We start from the raw sequence: 17437 nt of genomic DNA on the forward strand, positions 1-17437 counted from the left end.
CGCTTCGAAGTGATCGCCTAGGCTCGTGCCATGGCTATTGTCTGGACAGTTCCTCGCGCTATCGGCTCCACCCTGCTCGTTGCTCCGTTGATCAAGGAGTTCCTTGTCGAGGGTGACGGCACCCTCGATGCAAAACTGAATGCGGTCGGTACGGTCTCTGCCTCTCTCGAGAAGCAAGTCGGTCGCACGTTCACCTCGATCAGCGCTGCTTCGGCGGCAATCTTTTCCGGTGTTGCCGGTTCAAGTAGCGTGCCCGACGCACTCCGTCTGGCCGTGATGCGCACTCTGTCCACCGAGGTCGTCGTCCGGAAGCCGGCTCCGCAGCCGTTTACCGAAAAGGTCGGGAAGAGGCTGGGGCAGTACGTCTTTGCCCTGCGCGACCCACGTAACCACCAGGTATTCCATGTCGGGCACGGCGCGGGAAATCAGGTCTTCGCGCCGGTGTTCGAAGCGCTCGGTGAACTCGCGAATCTCGAAGGTGCGGACGGCCCGGCCGAGACGAATGCTGCCGTGACCGCGGCCAAGATCGCTCGGATCCGCGAAATTTACGACGCGGGTTCGGCGGTGGAGCACTTCGTACTCCTCCGCTCGGTCTCCGCCGCCACCGATTCGGCCGCCACCACCGGAGAGGTCGTTCGCGGAATCGCGGAAGCTTTGCGGATCACCGACGCGGGAGACGGTCTGACCAACCTCGCCGGCGACACGTCGGACAAGGACACCCGTGCGACCCGCGTCGAGGAACTCGCCTTGCGGTACTCGGCGGATCCCGCGCCGGAACTCCCGACACCGAGCATCGTCCTTCATGTACCGGCATCGGCTCGTCCGGGAGCGACGCAGGAAGAGATCTACGAACTCGCGCGCGCCGAGTGGTCTGCCGGGGCGGCTGTCCGCGCCGAGATCGGCATCCCGGTTCTGGTGTTTGCGGACAGCATCATTCGTGGTGCATTCCGCGCTCAGTCGTGGGAGGTGTCCACGCGCAACGCCGACGGAAGCCAGCTGTGGCGGTTCAACGGAACCGTCGACGACGAGCTTGCTGCCAAGTACGTCGGAACCGAAGTCACCCCGCACAACGTCGGCCTGAAGAAGTGGCCCGTCAGTGGTTGGGTCACGCGGTTGACCACCGCCCGCCCAGGTGCGGTTATGCCGGGACCTCGTAAGTCCAAGTAAGGCAACAGTTCCAGGTAGGCAACACTGTGGGGCGGGATCCGACCGGATCCCGTCCCACAGTGTTGTTGACGCCCTCGCCAGCGTCGCTATCCGAGCAATCCGCTTCCCAGATAGTCGTTCTCGCTGCATCCCGGCGGAATGAGATACACCGCCGAACCGATCGGCGTCGTCCACTCGTTGAGTGCGTCGAAGTCACTCAACCGCTGTTGGACCGGTAGATACTGCTCGGCGATGTCCCGTTGGAACGCTGCGAAGATCAATCCCGAGTTCGAGGTCTGCCCGCTCTCGGGTGCGTCGTCGTAGTTGTACGCCCGACGGAAGAACTGCTCCTTCTCGTGTGTGCGGCGGGCTCTGGCGATGTGTGATCCTGGCGGGATAACCGGAATGCCGAACTTGTCCGTGAGAGTGAAGTCCGCTTCGTCGAATTCGTTGGTTCCGTTGAGCGGAGCGCCATTGGACAAGGTGCGCCCCATGGTGAGTTCGCGCCCCGAGCGGTCGAGTTCGTCCCACGTGTCCATTTCCATACGAATGCGTCGCAGTACCAACGAGGTTCCACCCGCCAGCCACGACTGACCGGCGCCGTCGTGCCAGATCAGTGAATCGAAATCCACTGTTCCCGGAGCAGGATTGACCGTCCCGTCCACCTGGCCCATGAGATTGCGCATCGTGGTTCCCTCAGGCATGGTGCCGCGAGCATTGCGGAATCCCTTTTGCGTCCACCGGATGGTCGTCAATGATCGGACGTTCTTGGTCAGGACTCGCACAGCGTGAGCAATGGTTACCGGGTCGTCGCCGCAGATCTGCAACAACAGATCCGAGGCGCCCCATCGATCGTCGAGTCGATCGATCGCGTAGCTCGGCAACGGTTCGAACCAATCCGGTTGACGTGCCTGTAATCCCAGCTTGGAGAACAGACCAGGGCCGTAGCCGACGGTCACCGTCAAGCGGGCCGGATCCACAGCCAGTTCCCGTTCGGTGTCCGCCAGCGCCGGGTTGCCGGCGGTGAGCCGTGACGCGTCCTCGGACCACATCTTCATGATTCCGACGACTACAGCTCGATCGGTTCCCGGCAAGAGGTCGAACCCGATGAAGGTGCCGTGCGCTTGTGGCGTGGTGTCGATGCCGGCTTGGTGGACTCCGTAGAACGGTTCCACGAGCTTGCCTGCTTGCTGCTGGTGTTCGCTGCGCTCGACCACTGTGGTTGCGCCCCAGGTTATTCCCGCGACGCCGAGCGCGGCGGCGCCTCCTCCGAGAAGGCGCCGCCGGCTGAGAGCTCGGCTGGGCGGGTTCGTGTTCTCAGCCACCGTGATTCGGGTCGTAGTTCTCCTGATTACCGGAGAAGTCGCGAATCTGGGCCGTGAACGTGGTGCTGGAACCGTCGTCGTAGATCAAGGTGAGGTCGGTTTCTGCGCCGGGGAGCAGTGGCGCGGACAGGTCCATGAACATCAAGTGGTCACCCCCCGGCGTCAGGGAGGCGGAACCGTTGGCGGGGACCAGGAAACCGCCGTCCTTGGGGCGCATCGTCATGGTTCCGCCGTCGCCGGTCACAACTTCGTGCAGTTCCAGTCGCGACGACGCGGGGCTGGTTGCCGAGACCACGCGCACGTCCTTGTCGCTGGAGTTGACGAGTTCGGCGAATGCCGCGCTCATTCCTTCCGGCGCAGCCTTGACCCATTGATCCTGAACGGTGATCGATTGTGCAGCCTCGGTTTCCTTGTCGGAGTTGGAAGAACAACCGGTCAGAGCGAGAGCCGCGGTGAGTGCAACAGCTGCGAATATCTTTGTACGAACAGTCATGTGTGTCTCCGTATTTCGTGAAGTGTCAGGTGGTGGCACGGCGTTTGAACGCCGCAATGCACACGTCGATGAGCAGGAATGCGAGAAGGCTGATGCCCAGTAGCGGCACGAACCAGCCGACCAACGCCGTGATCGCGACGAGCGCAACGATGCTGGTCGGGGAGAGGTTGCGGATTCCGCCGCGGGCGGGAACCCGGCCGACTGCCCAGTCGGAGCCTCGGGTGGGGCGTCGGCGCCACCACATGATGTAGCCGCGGATCACGACGCTGACCAGCGCGAGTGCCAATGCGGCGAGTGCGATCTGGTTGGCAAGGCCGAACAGCAGACCCATGTGGAGCTGGATTCCCCAGGCCGAAAGTTTAGCTGCGAGTGGCCAATCCGAGAACCACAACTCGTCGGTGACCTTTTGCGTCGCTCCGTCGATTGCGATGGTGTTGTTGCTGTACACCCAGGGCTGACGTGTCTGGGCGACGGTGAACGCTGTCTCGGCGTTCGCCGGTATCGATACTTCGACCGGACCGGTGATCCCGTTGTATCTTGCGATACCGAGGATTGTGTCGACGCGTCCGACGTTGGTGTCTGTCAGCGTGCCGGTGGCGGCGGGGGCCATGTCGTGACCCTCGTGCCCGCCCGTTGCCGGTGGGGGAGCGTCGCCGAGAGTCTTCACGACGGAGGGCGTCGTCCAACTCAATGCGGTTCTCAGATTGCTGACGTTCTCTCCGGCGTACGTCGACCACGTGAGGCCGGTCGCCGAGAGAAAGACCAATGCAACTGCTATCCAGATGCCGACGACACCGTGCCAGTTCAGGGTCCGGCTTCGTCCGGTGGACGCTCGATCGATCGTGAGCAGTCGAGCGTTCCGGGCGGTGCGGTATCGACGGAACCAGAGGTAGACACCGCCGAGGGTGACCACCCACATCCACGACGCGGCCAATTCGCTGTAGAGGCGGCCCGGTTCGCCCAGATGTAGGTGGCGATGCAGTTGGGAGATCCAGGTTCGTAGTGGCAGCGAACCACTGCTTCCGTACACCGCCAACTCGCCGACCGGCTGTGCGAGCACCGGATCGACGAAGACCGCGAGCCTCTCCGATTCGCCCAGTGACGGATCGGTGAACAGGACCCGGGTGGTTTCGCCGGCGCCAGGCGACGGACGTACTGCCGAGACAGTCAAGTCGGGGCGGTACTGCTGAGCGGAACGGATCTGGTCGTTCAGAGACGCGATCTGTCCGGTGGTGTCGGTCTGGAGGTAGTCGTCGTAAACGAACTTCTCGATGGTGGGCGCCATCGCGTAGATACCGCCGCTCAGCGCGGCGATGAGAATGAACGGTCCGATGAGGATGCCGGCGTAGAAGTGCAGGCGCAGGATCAGGGGTCTGGCGCCGCCAACCTGCTTCTTCGGGGGAGAACTGTCGTTGGACGCGCGCGTCTGTGCGCGCTCCAATTCGGGTGCGGACATGCGTGTACTCGATCCCGCCGTGCGCCTTTATTAACCGCGGGCGGTTAATAAAGGCGCACAGCAAAGTGCGCACGTATTCACGTGCGTGAAGTGAAAAGGGAAGGTGAGTTACACGAATGCCGGTGGGCCGCGAGTGCCCAAGCCGGAGGTGAGCAGTTGACGCAGAACAACTTTGGCGCGGTATCGAGTCCGCGCAGTGAACGGCGAGGGTTCAGGTGCCCACGGGCGCAGAAGCACTGCGACAATGGCGGCCACCGTCGACGCTGCCACGACGTATCCGCGTTCTGCGCCGCGAATCAGCACTGCGCACACTCCGACGGCAGCGATGTGCGCCGCCAGCATCGGAAGGGACAGGAGCAGTCCGTGCTGATGATCCGAAGCGATGGTCAAAGTCGCGTGACCGATGGCCTGACCCGCAGCGAGCATGAGGGCAAGCAAGAGCGCGGGGGAGCGACGGGTGTCGATGGACGTGACCACCGCGCCGACGCTCGCGCACGCGAGGATCAACAACACCACCGCGCTTTCGGACGGGGCCATGCCGCCGCCACCGAGGGCGTGGGCCGCGACAGAGACCGCGCCGGATGTGCCGCCCACGAAGGCGCCGCGCAGCTGCGCGACATCTTTCGGACCCGGCGTCATACGCGAAAGGATACAGGCGCCTACTACCGGGCTTAGTAGGTGACCAGGTCGCGATGTCTCCGGGGGACGGCTGAGGGCAACCTGAACCTCCTCGGCGCCGGCAGAAAAGTTGCGAAGACAACCGCGGACATCTCCGGGTGAACGTGAATGCGGCAGACATCACAGGCGGTGATCTCGCACCCACCATCAACCACTGCGACACGAGCGGTTCATTCGCAAGTATGGATCTGTCGACGATATTCGGAAGTTCACGGAAGCCTGGAATCCTGCAGCAGCTGAACACTTGTCCATGAAGGGTGGGTGATCGCCCAGGCGATCACCCTCCCTTTTCTCGTTTGGTACCAAGGGATTTGCCCTGACATTGCGGAGAGCTGTTTTCAACGGCAGATGAAGATATATGTGCCGCATATCGTTACGCCTTCGTATTTGCTGAGAATGGCACCAGCGGGGGGACCAAAGTCATCGAAAGGCGGGTGTAACGGTCTGTTGTGCTGTGACGGTATTGAGCAGAGAACGGCAAGCCCGCCAGAGTGATAGCGTCCGAGAGGCTATGTCCGAATTGATTTCGACCTCGACCTAGGAAAACGGTGCGCAGCGATAACAACGGTTCGAATGGCGGAGTCCTGGGGAACAACTCGGGAACGACTAGAGGCGACGGCCTTTTCGACGCGTCCGACGACGGCTACTCGACGTCGATTCGAACTGTCACGTTCACACCACAATTCGACGAACCAGCCGCAAAACCGTTGCCCAGCCAGCGGATGCGCCAGCAACGGCGTGAAGAGCCGACCGATTTTCGAACCTCGACGCCCAGGCCTATGACCTCCGTCGACGACTTGGACATCATCAAGCGGGCGAAGCGTCCACCCGAACGCGGTTTGGGCAGTGTGTTGTTCAAACTCACCGGCGGTCGCATCAACACTGGACAGTCGGCTGCCGAACTCGAACACCAGGCTCTCGTGCGCCGTGCCAACCGCACGGTGCGCGGCGTGTACAAGATCGCTTTCATCTCGCTCAAGGGCGGTGTGGGAAAAACCACGGCGGCCAAAACGGTCGGTTCGACGTTCGCCTCGATCCGTGGCGATCGGATCGTAGCCATCGACGCCAATCCCGACCTGGGGACTCTGGCTGATCGTGAACGACGTGAACACCATCTGACCGTTCGTGATCTGTTGGCCGACGGCGACATTCGTACGTACAGCGATGTTCGCTACTACACGTCGCAAGGCGACAGCCGGCTCGAAATCCTTGCAAGTGAAGCAGATCCGGAAACTTCGGAGTCGTTCAACGAGCAGGACTACCTCGATACCCTGCGGATTCTCGAGGTGCACTACAACATCGTCATCACCGACTGTGGCACCGGAATCATGCACTCGGCCATGTACGGAATTCTCGACGAAGCAGATGCCTTGGTTGTCGTCAGCCCGACGGCGCAGGACGGTGCGCGTAGTGCAGCAGCAACGCTCAGTTGGCTGACCAAACATGGATACGCGGATCTGGTGAGCAGGTCGGTTGTGGCGATCAATTCGACGCGGCCAGGTTCGTCTTCGCTCGATCTCGACCAGCTCGAGGACGTTTTCGCTCAGCGTGGAGTGCGCGCGGTCAAGACCCTGCCGTACGACGATCACCTCGGCGAGGGCGGTCCGATCGACTTGAAGTTATTGAACAAGCGCACTGCGCGGGCGTATCTGGAGCTCGTGGCAGCGATTGCCGATGGTTTTCCGGACTCGGTGGGCAAGCACGCTTCTCGCTGAAGGTGCTCGCCCACTGAATCTGATCAGCAGGCCTGTGTTCAGGGGTGCCGAAGTATCGCGCCGTAGCCGTCGGCGAGAACCAGGCGTTCGTCGATCTGCACCAGTTCGGTGCCCGTCCCGATTGCGAGGTAGGGAAGTACGCGATCGGCGGGCCCGATCAACTTTCCGCTCGTGACTTCCTTGTCGTCGGGGTCGGTGAGCAGTAGCGTTTCGACCTTGCCCTGCTCGAGTGCGTCTAGGACGCGTGCGGTCCCGTCGATGGAGAGGCCGGAGTCCCGTCCCTGCTCTGCGACGTAGCGTTCGGTTTCCGTATCCATTCTGCGCAGCCGCTGCGTGCCGATCAGTTCACGAATCGACTTCGACACCTCGGCGGGTGTCGAACCGACTGAACGCGAACCCTTTTCGACGTCCACCACCCGTAGCGTCGACGGTAGGAGCTGAGCAAAAGCTTTGCGTGACTGTACTTCTCCGATCACGACTACCAATGCAACCTTGTGTTCACGGGCGAGCGCCGCCGCGCGCTCCACGGCCAGTGTCAGGTTCTTCCGGATGTTCTCCTCCACGAGGCCTTGGCTGTCGGTGTACCGCTCCTGACCGCCGACGTGTGCCTTGTGGACCGGGAAGCCGTCGCCGTCGACCGATTCGCCGTACACGTCACGCCCGCGCGCATCACGTACGCACAGGTCTGCGCCGGTGTGGTCGACCTTGGCGATGAGGAACGGCTCGGTGTCGTATCCATGTGCGATCAGTGGAATCAGGTAGGGCAACTCGCCCAAGGTTGCGATGGTCGATCCGGCAGGTTCGAGCAGAATGTCGTCGATCAGCACGGCCTCCGGCGTGGCGACGATCGCCCGCCCGGCGCGCCCCGAGATTCCGTGATGGTTGTCCTTCACCTCGTCCAGCCGTGCGATCAGTGATTCGGATGCTCCCTGCTTCGAGAGTTGATTGCGCATCGAGCGCCATTCGAGTTCGAAGCGCTCGCGCGCATCCTCCCGGTTGCGGACGTCCTCGAAGTACACGGAGGCAAACGGGCCGTCACTCGAACCGACCTTCTTCAGTCGCCCAGCATGCATGTCGGCTCCCTTCTGTAGTGGTCCTATGCCGCGTACCCGACAACCGGGGATTCGACACGACCGCTTTCAGTTCGCACGTTTGTTCGACTGCTGGTACTGTCTGTGAACGTGAGGGTGGTGCAGAGGGAAGCCTGCATCACCTTCACGCCAAGAACTCGGGACCTGCCGCCGACTGCCTTCGGTGGCAGGCCCCGATTCTGTTCACTCGGCGTCGTCGGCGCCCTTTGATCTGTCGGAACTCTTGCGCCAGTGGGTAAATCGTTCCTTGATGTCCGACGCCACGTCGCCAACGCCGTTTCCGACGGCGCCAACCGCGCCGCCCAGTCCGCTGCCGATGTCGCGCACCATTCGGATCAAAGGGTCTTCTGATTCGTCGAAGTTCTGCTTGTAGGTCTTGGCCGCATTCTTGAACTCGTCGCTGATCTTCGCTCCGTCGTCTTCTCCTCGCCGCGGGTAGTTTCCGCGCAGAATTGCGGCGTAGTCACCACTGTCCACCCACTTCTTGAGTTCTGCGGCGCGAAGTACCGAGAACGGATGCGAGAGCAGTTCGATGTTGAGGAGCTTGAGTACACCGTCGCGGAGGTCACCACTGGCGTCGTACTCGGCGGCCTGGGCCAAGAATGCGTCGATGTCGATTTCACTGACTCGGGATCCGCCCGCCAATTTCATCTGGACGCGGATCGCGGTGTGTACGTCCTGCCCGCACAGCAGTCCGGCGCGATCGCCGGACAGTTCGGACTTGCGCTGCCATTCCATGAGGGCCGCGATGATCGCGCGCAGTGCCCACCCGCCGACGGGCAACCAGCCGATGGTTCCGGCAAGTCGCATCAAATGCATCAAGATGGTGCGATACACCGCATGACCGGACAGTGCGTGGCCGAGTTCGTGGCCGATGATGAACCGCTGTTCCTCGTAGTTCATCACGTCCAATAGCCCAGTAGTGACCACCATGAACGGCTTGTCCATGCCGATGGTGAAGGCGTTGACCATTGGGGTCTGGAGTACGAACAACTCGGGTGTCTCGTCGGCCTGCAGGATCTCGACGCAGTCACGGCGCAGGTCGTTCAGGTCGCTGAACTGGCGTTCGTCGACTCGCACCGACGTGGCGAGGTACATGAGGCGGTGCTGACGTTCTTGGAGCAGTCCGGACAGCGTCCGCAGAACGGTGTCGAAACCCCGAAGCGTCCGGAGCGTCACCAATGCAGCCCGATCGGCTGGGTGTTCCCACGCACGCGAGCTGATGTCCGGGAACTCGATTCGGGTGCGATCTGGTGCAGTGGTCATGGTGGCCCCTCACTTCGATGTGTGTCGACTCACCTCCAGGGTAACGACTAGTCGGTTTAGCGTGGATTTTCGGCAGTTCATTCGGTCGGTTGAGGAAGCGTGCAATCCGTAACCTTGGGATTGACGCCGAAGTAGTTCAGCGGGCCGGCGATGACGGTGAGTGCGATGGTCCCGACCCCGGCACAGTTGGTCGGCGAACTGCTGTAGTAGCCGCGCTGGCCGGCCGCGACGGCCCCGACGATCAGCCAGATCAGAACGATCAGAGTCACAATTCTCATCATGGCGTGCTCGATTCTTCAAATATTGTGGTGCCCAGCGAAATACCCGGTCAGAGTGGGTATGAAACGCTCGGCCGACGGGTATCCACGGTGTATGCGGCTCGAGGCGGGCGTATCCGCCCGAGTGAACGCACTGAAGGAGCTTGTCATGATCATCCTCGGCGTAATCCTGCTGATAATCGGCTTCGTGGTGAACATTCCGATCCTGTGGACGATTGGTGTCGTCTTGCTGGTGATCGGAATCATCCTGTACGCGCTGGGCGCGGCCGGGCATGCCATCGGTGGTCGGCGGCATTACTACTGATCCGGAGTCGGGCCGCCATGCGTATCCATGCCCGCCGGCGCGGTCGGGAGGGTGCGTCGAACGGCACGCGCGATCAACTCCCGAAGGCAGACCTGGCGCAGCGTTCGATGTTGCCAGTCGCTGCCGCTACCGGTGACCAACTTGTGGCGCAGCGCCGACTCCACACTCGCGTACTCACCCGTCTCGTCGAGTGAGTCGCGGAGATGGATCAGGAGTCGGCGAAACAGCTCCGTGGCCGAAATTCTCTGTGCGGTAACCGGATCGATCAGCGTTCCCAGGATGCCCTCCTTTGCGGACACCCATGTCGCGATGCGAAGACTCTCGAGAGAAGCGCGCGGTGCGTTCACGCCTTTGTCTACGGCGCGCAGCGCAGTGGCGACCAGGGCGCGTACAAGTGTCGCAAGCAGCACGGCGTCGTCGACCGTCGGTTGAACGTCGCAGACCCGGATCTCGACGGTCGGTAGGTGGCAGGACGGTCGGATATCCCAGTAGGCCATCCGCTTGTCTAGCATCACTCCGCAATCCACCATCATCGCGAGCGCGGTGTCGAAGTCCTCGGCGGTCTCGAAGTACGGCGGCGGTCCGGCCACGGGCCACCTGGACCACTGAACCGCTCGCCAACTCGAGAATTCTGTGTCGACTCCTTGGTGGATACGGGAATTGGCGCTCAGGGCAAGCAAGGCCGGTAGCCAGATGCGCACGTGATTGCAGACCTGCACTGCCTCAGCTTGATCAGCGACGCCTACATGGATGTGGCAACCGCAGATGCTCTGTTCGGCAGCGAGGGCGCCGAAGTGTTGCCCCATCTGCCGGTAGCGAGGCGAGTCGCTTATCTCGAAACGGGAAGGTCCCGAAAGCGGTGCGCCGACGGCCAACAGCCTGCAGCCGTTCAACTCGGCCGCCTTCCCCGCGAGCCGACGCATGTCGATCAGGTGGGTTCGGAGCTCGTCGATGCCCTGGCACACGGGAGAGTTGGTCTCGACTTGGCAGCGGGACAGTTCGAGCTGAAGATCCAAACCCAGTGTCGACGCGGTTTCCGCAACCGCGGCATTGTCGGTGGACGGCAGCCACGATGTCGGGTCGACGAGGATGAATTCTTCTTCGACGCCGATGGTTGGGGTCGTCGATTCGTAGCGGCCAGCGGTGGATCCCGTCGAGCAGGTGGCGCTCATGCTCGCGTCTACCCGGTCGGTGGAAGGCGGAAACAGACACGAGGAAGCCCCGTTCTCGTCGGGAGAACGGGGCCTGTGGTCGGTCTTGCCAACATCTCGGAAGCGTCAACGAGCCCTTGCACACCGTGTGAATCTGGGGACTGGCGTGCCTGGGAAAACGTACTGTGCCGGACTCGGTAAAACGAGACCCCCAGGCATGTCTCACCCCCTATTTCACCCTCGGGTGATCTTGCCCGCACGCCCGCACACCTGTCGTCGAGTCGCGGATCGTGTCCTGGCGTACTGCCGTGGGGCAGCCTCGGTTCTGTCCTTGGAGTCGGCCAGTTATCGGGCCGATCTCGGAGAAATGTGAACTCATCTAAACTAACGTCCAACAATTGGATATGAAATTTTGGTGGAGCATGCGCGCTCGGTGATTTAGTGCAGGCGCGATCAGTTAATCGCGCGCACAGTATCAATTGAAGCTCTCGAATTCTTGAACTGGTATTGCGTTCGATCAGCGGGAATCGCTAGTGGTTACATGTGAATTCCAAAGATGTGGAGAGGTGCCAAGGATAGTGGTGCAATCCATTCGTTATCGCGGTCGAATGTCCGACAGAACTGCATACCTTCTATGTCGAAACTTCGTCTACCTTGCAGTCTCTGATTCAGGCTTTCGCCAGGAATATCTATGGAAATCGACGCGCCCAGAAATTTTTCTCAAAGATTACCCACCTGTGAATTGGGAACTATTCGTAGGTCGTGGATGAGGGGAATATTGCTTGTGGGGCTGTTATTTGCGGCAATTTGCTCACATCTTGCTGAATGGGGCATTTGCAGTCGAAGTGTTGCGTGGTCGAGAAAAAATCCCATTGATGCTTTACATTGGGAATTGCAAGATGCACGTTTCATCCTCCAGTGTTAAACGAAAGGACGAACGCAATGGGTAGCTTGGAAGATTTCGACATCGCGGCACTTCTTCAGAAGGTCATCGCATTCTTCGACGGATTCTCGTCGGACGAGACTGAGCCTCCCACGGGCTAAGACTTACCGAAGCCGCTGCGCATCCTGGTGACACCGGATGCGCAGCGGTTCTCTGTATCCGGCCATCTCCACGGGTCAGGCAGGACTCTGTGTCCGTGTGTTTGACCCGCCCGGTGCGCTCTAGCTGGTTGCATCCTTCTGGATCAAGAGCATCGCGTCGTCGACCGGATCGAAGTACAGAGCTGGGTCGGCAACCAGTGCAGCCTCGTCACCATGAGTTTGCATGGTGACAACCCAGGCACGATCGTCGTGTTCCACGTAATAGGCACCCGCGAGGACCCCGATGGAGCTGCCGCCCTTGAATCCGCCGTAGGTGAACCATTTCGCGGACTCGTCGCTGAGCGCCGGATCTTCGGCGAGTATGTCTCGAACAGGGGCGCCGCTCTCGGTCTTCGCCATCTCTTGTAACGAGACCAACGCGGAACGCAGGTCGGCGGGCGAGGCGAACCAGTCGATGTCGAAAGGCCATGCGGGGGTGGTGAATGCTGACGCCGGGATGTCCACCAGACCACCCGGCAGCGCCGCGAGTATCGCTCGACGCTCATCAGGAGTTCCGTCGCGCCAAGCGATACGTTGTGCGCCTTCGTCACCCCAGCCGAGTTGGAACAGTGCGCGGGTCGGCTTGAGCGGGATGTTGAGGGAAGGATCCGCCATGCCCATCGGCGCGAATTCGGCTTCGACCTGCTCGCGCCCGACAGCAGCGATCAACATGTCGGTGGCGGTGTTGTCGCTGATCGAGATCATCTTGCCGGCGGTTTCCCGGACCGTGACTTCAGTTCCCGATGGCAGATCCTGCAGGGTCCCACCGGGCATCGATTTGAGGTCGTCGGTGATCGTGAGCTTCTGATCCCAGGAGAGTGTCCCGTTCTTGACAGCCGTCGCGACCGCGCCGAGAACGTACAGCTTGATCGTCGACCCTGTCGGCTGGGGTGCGGTGTCGCCGACACTGAAGACTGCGGCGTTCTTTCCGCCGGTGACCTCGGTGACGGTCAGATTGGTCGGCGCGGGAAGCGCTTTGACGACTGCCTCGAGCTCTGGCCACGATGCGGCCGGCACATGATCGGTCTTGGTCGGTGTGATCGCCATTCCCAGGATCAGCCCGCTGCCGTCGACGACGACGTTGATGTCGAACGCACCGCCGGTGGTGCTGGTGATGGAAACAGTGCCGTCGGTGTCGCCTCCCCTGTAATTCACTGTAATCCAGGGCTGTCCGGCTCGGATGGAGTCGAAGTCCGGAGGTGTCAGGACAACAGGTGCGGTGGGTCCGAAATGCTCGGCGATTCCTTCTTGGGTCAAGGGTGTGCTCGTGTTGACCGCGCTGAGAAGCCAGGTGATCTGCTTGCCGACGGCGCTGTCAGGGATCGTGACCGTTGCGGGTGCCTCGGTGGCGGAGACCTTTGTGCTGTTTTCGGAGGTTTGTGCGGAATCGGTCCCGGAAGTACATGCGGCAAGGGCGAATACCGCTGCGGAGGCAAGTGCCACCAACGTGAGTGGGCGACTCTTCCTGCGTGTGTGTTCGAGTTTCATGGACTCATTTCATCAGTATCTTCGCCGGCGCGCGTCCGTCTGAGGTGTAGACATTCTCAGCCTGAAGTACGGAATCGGTTCATCCTCGAGTACCGTCTACGGCTCGTAGTGGTGACACGCAAGGTGAAGCTGGACAAAAGGGAGAAGTGCTGCACCCGAGGCGCTTTCGTGAGGACTGCGAGAGTTAGTTCTTGGTCGCGGCCAGGAAAGACGGTTGCGCCGACAGCGCCGCGATTTCTTCGGGGAGTTCGGGGATCCGGCGATCGTAGAGTTCTGCCAACTCGACCGAACTGAAGCGACGGACGGTCCAATTGTGTTCAGCTAACCACTGACCCGGATCGGATCGTGTGTCGCTGTAGAACAGTTGCGAAATGTCCAGGTCGCCGAACGGGTTCTTGGCGAAGTACTTGGATCTGATGGCCGCAAGCTTGCTCGGGTCGGTGCCGGCCGGAAAGTCGTTCACCGCCAACCGACTACCGGTGGTCGAGAGTTCGTCGATCCGTTCGAACAGGGCGTCGTGGGCCGGGCCGGGGAGATAGGCGAGCAGGCCTTCCGCCGACCAGGCGGTGGGGTTGTGCGGATCGAAGCCAGCTTCCTCGAGTGCGGTCGGCCAGTCGTTTCGCAGATCGGTGGCTACAGCGCGTCGATCGGTTTTCGGCTGGGCGTCGTGTGCCGCGAGCACTTCGGCCTTGAACTCCAATACCTTTGGCTGATCTACTTCGAAGACTGTCGATCCGGACGCCCATTCCAGTCGGTACGCACGCGAATCCAAGCCTGCCGCGACGATGACCGCCTGTGCAACGCCGGATTCAGTTGACGACAAGAAGAATTCGTCGAAGAATCTGGTTCGCAAGCCCATGAAACCGCCGAAGGGTGTGTCGTCGAGGAGTTCAGGATCTTTCAGCAGAGCTGTGAAATGTGGCTCTGCTGCGGCTTCTACGAACCACGATGCGAACTTGTCTTCGATGATCGCATCCGGACGGGTGCTCTCCAATGCGCGAAATGTTGCCACTGCCAGTGCGGTGAGTCCAACGCTACTGACGATGTCCCACGTATCTCCATCGCTCCGCATTGTCTGGGTGTCCTTCCGCTCTTGACGACTGAGCCGAACTCTCTCGACCTTACGCCCGTGCGACCCGTCGCCGCCTGGAACGGAACGGTCGGACTTGAAGCAGAAAAGACAATCCACCGATATCGAAAAACTCTGCAGTGCAAGGCGTTCGGTTTGAATCAGCACCCTGCCAGGAATTTGCCAGGTTAGTGCCAGTCGACGGCCAGGATGCAGGACTTCACTGGTGTGCGCCCCATTCATGACTGCGAGAGACAGTCTCGAGAAATCTACGGAGAGTGGTGTCAGGACAGCCAGAACCAGTGGCAAAGCTGGCAAGACTCGGCACCCACGCCGACTGTGAACCTCTTCGCCGGACTGTTCGGTTCCAGCTGATCCCTCGGACTGCAGGACAAATTTCCCGTCGAGAAAGAGAGAATGTGAGCCCATGTTGAAGGAAGGCTCGCTGGATGGGCTTGCCACCGCGGCGCGGAGCGGTAACCGTGAGTCCATGGCCAGTTTGCTTGCGGCGTTTCGTCCGATGGTTGTGCTGCGGTGCCGCGCCGAGCTTGATCGGGCCGTCTCCGACTCCGCCGCGGATGCCGCGTGCGTCGCGGTTCTCACGGCAGTGTGCGACGGATCGGAGACGAATCAGCCCTTCTTGCGTCTGCTGTACGCGAGTACGAGCGTCGCGATTGCTCGCGCGGTATCCGACGGTTTCGCCGTCGGGCCGCTCCCGCCTCCGACAACGCTTCCGGTTGTCGAGCGCGACGTCTTGGTGTTGCGGTTGATCGTCGGCCTCGACAACGAGGAGACTGCAATATCGCTTGCCCGTACGACCGACCAGGTGTCACTCGACCTGCATCGGGCGCTCCAGCGACTGCGAAAGTTGCCTTCTCCGAATGCAATCAGGGAGATGTTGGTGTCAACCTGAGGGTAGTCGGAGTGCGCAGATTCAGGCGGGAATGGAACCCGTCCTTACTGGCCGGCGATGTATTCGATCGACGGTCCGGCAGTCCAGCCACCGTCGACGGCGATCTCGGAACCCGTTGTGTACGAGGCATCGTCGGAAAGAAGGTACGTGACCGCACCGACCAACTCTTCCGGGCGACCAACGCGGCGATACGGATTGTTGGGGAATGCGCCTTCTTCGAGGCTGATGCCCGTCGGTGCAGTCATGGGCGTCAGGACCATGCCGGGGTGAACCGAGTTGACCCGGATCTTGTCGCGACCGAGTTCGACGGCAGCAATCTTGCTCAGTCCTCGCACGCCCCACTTGGCTGCGCCGTAACCGCTGGTCAGAGCCATGCCCATCAGGCCTGCGGCCGAGGAGATGTTCACGATGGATCCGCCACCGGCGGCCCTCATCAACGGGACCACCGTGTGGATGCCGGTGTGTACGGACACGAGGTTGATCTGGATGATCCGTTGGAACGTTTCGAGGGGCTCGTCGGTGACAGTCTGGCCGGAAGCGGAGATTCCCGCGTTGTTGACCAGTCCGTTGATTGCGCCGAACTCGGACACGGCGAACTCGGCGGCGGACTTCCACGATGCCGCGTCGGTGACATCGAGATGAACGTAACGCGCTGCCTCGCCGAGAGATTCGGCTACCGCTCGGCCGTCGTCGTCCAGAATGTCGCCGATGACCACGCGCCCGTTGCCTGCGACGATGCCGCGCGCAAACGCTTCACCGAGGCCGCGGGCGCCACCTGTGACGAGAACGATTTTTCCGGAGAGATCTTGAGTCATGATTATTCCTTACCTGTTGGGTGCGCGAGATACGACGTCGAATACGCGTCGAGCGCGCGGTTGATTGCCGTGAGTGCAGGTGTTCGGCGGTCTGCCATCTCCCGCAGTGCTGCGACCACAGCGAGGGTCGATTGACCCGCCGCCGCAGTGGTGTCGAGCGAGGTTTCCGGTCGATCGATCAGCCGGGCCACTTCGGGGCGAATGAGCTCCATCGTCTCGAAAGTCGCTGATTCCCAGACTCTCCGGAGTGCGGCATCGCCGAAGATGATCGGCATCAGGGATCGGGTCATGTCTTCGAAAGACTCACCGACCGAGGCGACGAAGGCGTTCCGGACAGCCCGCGCCAGTCCGGAATCGCGTGGCTGCTCACCGAGTGCAGCGGCGAGACTCCGGTTCCCGTCGTCGAGCATCGGCCAGATGCTCTCCTCTTTGGTGGCGAAGCAGCGGTAGAACGTTCGCTCGGAGATTTCCGCGCGCTCCGCGAGCTCGGCGATGGTTGTCGAAGTGTCACCGCGTTCGACGAAAGCGGCAGCACAACTCTCCGAGACGCGGAGAAGCAGTGCGGTGCGGCGGGCTGTTGCCATATCCGCACTGTACCAAAAGTGGCAGAAACTGCCACAAATGGTGTCGGCTGGTCAGCCGGCGTTACCTTCGACGCCGGAAAACTCCTGCTCAACTGCGTTCTTGAGGTTCAGGAGCGTCTTGCGGATGTTGCCGCGCTGAAAGTCGGCGAACGTTTTTCCTCCGGTGGCAATTTTGTCGAACATGTCGGCGGCGAAGTCCGGCCAGCCGCGTCTGTCGTCGGTCCACGTTTCGGTAACTCGGGTTCCGTCGGGCATCGGTGAAAATCGGTACTGCCAGGTTGCGATGGAGGCGGGGATCCGGGGAGTGCCGAGGCCGATCTTGTGGACACGGAATTCGAAGAGCTTCCCGGCGTTGGCAGCGGTAACTGTGCATCTCGTGGTCCACTGCGCGCGCCCACGCTTGTTGTGCCCGTCGAACTCCATGCCCAGGAAAGCGCTTTCGCTGTCTCCTCGCAAGGTTGCGCCTGTGTTTTCGGGACTCCAGGCACCCATACGAGTGGGATCGCTGATGAGCTCGTAGAGGGAAAGTGCGTCAGCGTTGACGACGACGCTGTCGGAGACGGTGAGTTCGCGAGCCATTTC

At 61.3% G+C, this 17437-nt stretch carries 17 protein-coding genes; 4 read left to right on the forward strand and 13 right to left on the reverse strand.

Going from position 1 to position 17437, the window contains the following annotated elements:
* Positions 1-30: 30 nt before the first annotated feature.
* Positions 31-1167: a GIY-YIG nuclease family protein gene (locus ACFWEM_RS17980; protein ID WP_378535556.1), complete on the forward strand. Its 1137-nt coding sequence runs from the start codon at positions 31-33 to the stop codon at positions 1165-1167.
* Positions 1168-1253: 86 nt separating this feature from the next.
* Here ACFWEM_RS17980 and ACFWEM_RS17985 read toward each other — a convergent pair whose 3' ends face one another.
* The 4 genes from ACFWEM_RS17985 to ACFWEM_RS18000 all read right to left on the reverse strand — a co-directional run bounded on the left by ACFWEM_RS17985 (position 1254) and on the right by ACFWEM_RS18000 (position 5059).
* Positions 1254-2471: a Dyp-type peroxidase gene (locus ACFWEM_RS17985; protein WP_378535558.1), complete on the reverse strand. Its 1218-nt coding sequence runs from the start codon at positions 2469-2471 to the stop codon at positions 1254-1256.
* A complete protein-coding gene (locus ACFWEM_RS17990; protein WP_019747182.1) occupies positions 2464-2964 on the reverse strand; it encodes a copper chaperone PCu(A)C in 501 nt (166 codons plus the stop codon). Before ACFWEM_RS17990 ends, ACFWEM_RS17985 begins: the two co-directional genes overlap by 8 nt.
* A 25-nt stretch (positions 2965-2989) precedes the next feature.
* Positions 2990-4420, reverse strand: a complete 1431-nt coding sequence (locus tag ACFWEM_RS17995; protein ID WP_378535560.1) for a PepSY-associated TM helix domain-containing protein — start codon at positions 4418-4420, stop codon at positions 2990-2992.
* 108 nt (positions 4421-4528) lie between these two features.
* Positions 4529-5059 carry a hypothetical protein gene (locus ACFWEM_RS18000; RefSeq protein WP_029254615.1) on the reverse strand — a complete coding sequence of 177 codons (531 nt, stop codon included), beginning with the start codon at positions 5057-5059 and terminating at the stop codon, positions 4529-4531.
* Between the two features lie 587 nt (positions 5060-5646).
* On the opposite strand from ACFWEM_RS18000, the gene ACFWEM_RS18005 reads away from it, so the two are divergent.
* Entirely contained in the window at positions 5647-6813 is a 1167-nt protein-coding gene (locus ACFWEM_RS18005) for a MinD/ParA family protein (protein WP_378535562.1), read from the forward strand.
* A 38-nt stretch (positions 6814-6851) separates the two neighbouring features.
* Here ACFWEM_RS18005 and ACFWEM_RS18010 read toward each other — a convergent pair whose 3' ends face one another.
* The 3 genes from ACFWEM_RS18010 to ACFWEM_RS18020 all read right to left on the reverse strand — a co-directional run bounded on the left by ACFWEM_RS18010 (position 6852) and on the right by ACFWEM_RS18020 (position 9451).
* A complete protein-coding gene (locus tag ACFWEM_RS18010) occupies positions 6852-7886 on the reverse strand; it encodes a hypothetical protein (protein ID WP_378535564.1) in 1035 nt (344 codons plus the stop codon).
* Positions 7887-8087: 201 nt separating this feature from the next.
* Positions 8088-9170 carry a M48 family metallopeptidase gene (locus ACFWEM_RS18015; RefSeq protein WP_378535566.1) on the reverse strand — a complete coding sequence of 361 codons (1083 nt, stop codon included), beginning with the start codon at positions 9168-9170 and terminating at the stop codon, positions 8088-8090.
* A gap of 77 nt (positions 9171-9247) precedes the next feature.
* Positions 9248-9451: a hypothetical protein gene (locus ACFWEM_RS18020; RefSeq protein ID WP_003945456.1), complete on the reverse strand. Its 204-nt coding sequence runs from the start codon at positions 9449-9451 to the stop codon at positions 9248-9250.
* Positions 9452-9596: 145 nt separating this feature from the next.
* On the opposite strand from ACFWEM_RS18020, the gene ACFWEM_RS18025 reads away from it, so the two are divergent.
* Positions 9597-9752, forward strand: coding sequence for a DUF6131 family protein (locus ACFWEM_RS18025; RefSeq protein ID WP_003945912.1), 156 nt, complete (start codon positions 9597-9599; stop codon positions 9750-9752).
* Here the strand turns inward: ACFWEM_RS18025 and ACFWEM_RS18030 are convergent.
* The 3 genes from ACFWEM_RS18030 to ACFWEM_RS18040 form a co-directional block, all read right to left on the reverse strand.
* Positions 9746-10924 (reverse strand): glutamate--cysteine ligase, encoded by a 1179-nt coding sequence (locus tag ACFWEM_RS18030; protein ID WP_378535568.1) that lies wholly within the window; start codon positions 10922-10924, stop codon positions 9746-9748. The two genes, ACFWEM_RS18025 and ACFWEM_RS18030, sit on opposite strands and share 7 nt — an antisense overlap.
* A gap of 1143 nt (positions 10925-12067) precedes the next feature.
* On the reverse strand, positions 12068-13474 hold the full coding sequence (locus ACFWEM_RS18035) for a serine hydrolase (RefSeq protein ID WP_378535570.1): 1407 nt from the start codon (positions 13472-13474) through the stop codon (positions 12068-12070).
* 184 nt (positions 13475-13658) lie between these two features.
* Positions 13659-14546 carry an SAM-dependent methyltransferase gene (locus ACFWEM_RS18040; protein ID WP_378535572.1) on the reverse strand — a complete coding sequence of 296 codons (888 nt, stop codon included), beginning with the start codon at positions 14544-14546 and terminating at the stop codon, positions 13659-13661.
* A gap of 424 nt (positions 14547-14970) precedes the next feature.
* Between ACFWEM_RS18040 and ACFWEM_RS18045 the strand changes: the two genes are divergently transcribed.
* The gene (locus tag ACFWEM_RS18045; RefSeq protein ID WP_378535574.1) at positions 14971-15456 is read left to right on the forward strand and encodes an RNA polymerase subunit sigma; all 486 of its coding nucleotides are present in this window, start codon (positions 14971-14973) and stop codon (positions 15454-15456) included.
* A 44-nt stretch (positions 15457-15500) separates the two neighbouring features.
* On the opposite strand, the gene ACFWEM_RS18050 is transcribed toward ACFWEM_RS18045, so the two are convergent.
* From ACFWEM_RS18050 to ACFWEM_RS18060, 3 genes are read right to left on the reverse strand one after another with little or no spacing between them, the layout of a single operon-like run.
* On the reverse strand, positions 15501-16271 hold the full coding sequence (locus ACFWEM_RS18050) for an SDR family oxidoreductase (protein WP_378535576.1): 771 nt from the start codon (positions 16269-16271) through the stop codon (positions 15501-15503).
* Between the two features lie 2 nt (positions 16272-16273).
* Positions 16274-16855: a TetR/AcrR family transcriptional regulator gene (locus tag ACFWEM_RS18055; RefSeq protein WP_378535578.1), complete on the reverse strand. Its 582-nt coding sequence runs from the start codon at positions 16853-16855 to the stop codon at positions 16274-16276.
* A gap of 51 nt (positions 16856-16906) precedes the next feature.
* Positions 16907-17434 (reverse strand): SRPBCC family protein, encoded by a 528-nt coding sequence (locus ACFWEM_RS18060; RefSeq protein ID WP_378535580.1) that lies wholly within the window; start codon positions 17432-17434, stop codon positions 16907-16909.
* Between the last annotated feature and the right edge of the window lie 3 nt (positions 17435-17437).

It is taken from the genome of Rhodococcus sp. NPDC060176, from assembly GCF_042728675.1.
GTDB lineage: Bacteria > Actinomycetota > Actinomycetes > Mycobacteriales > Mycobacteriaceae > Rhodococcus_F.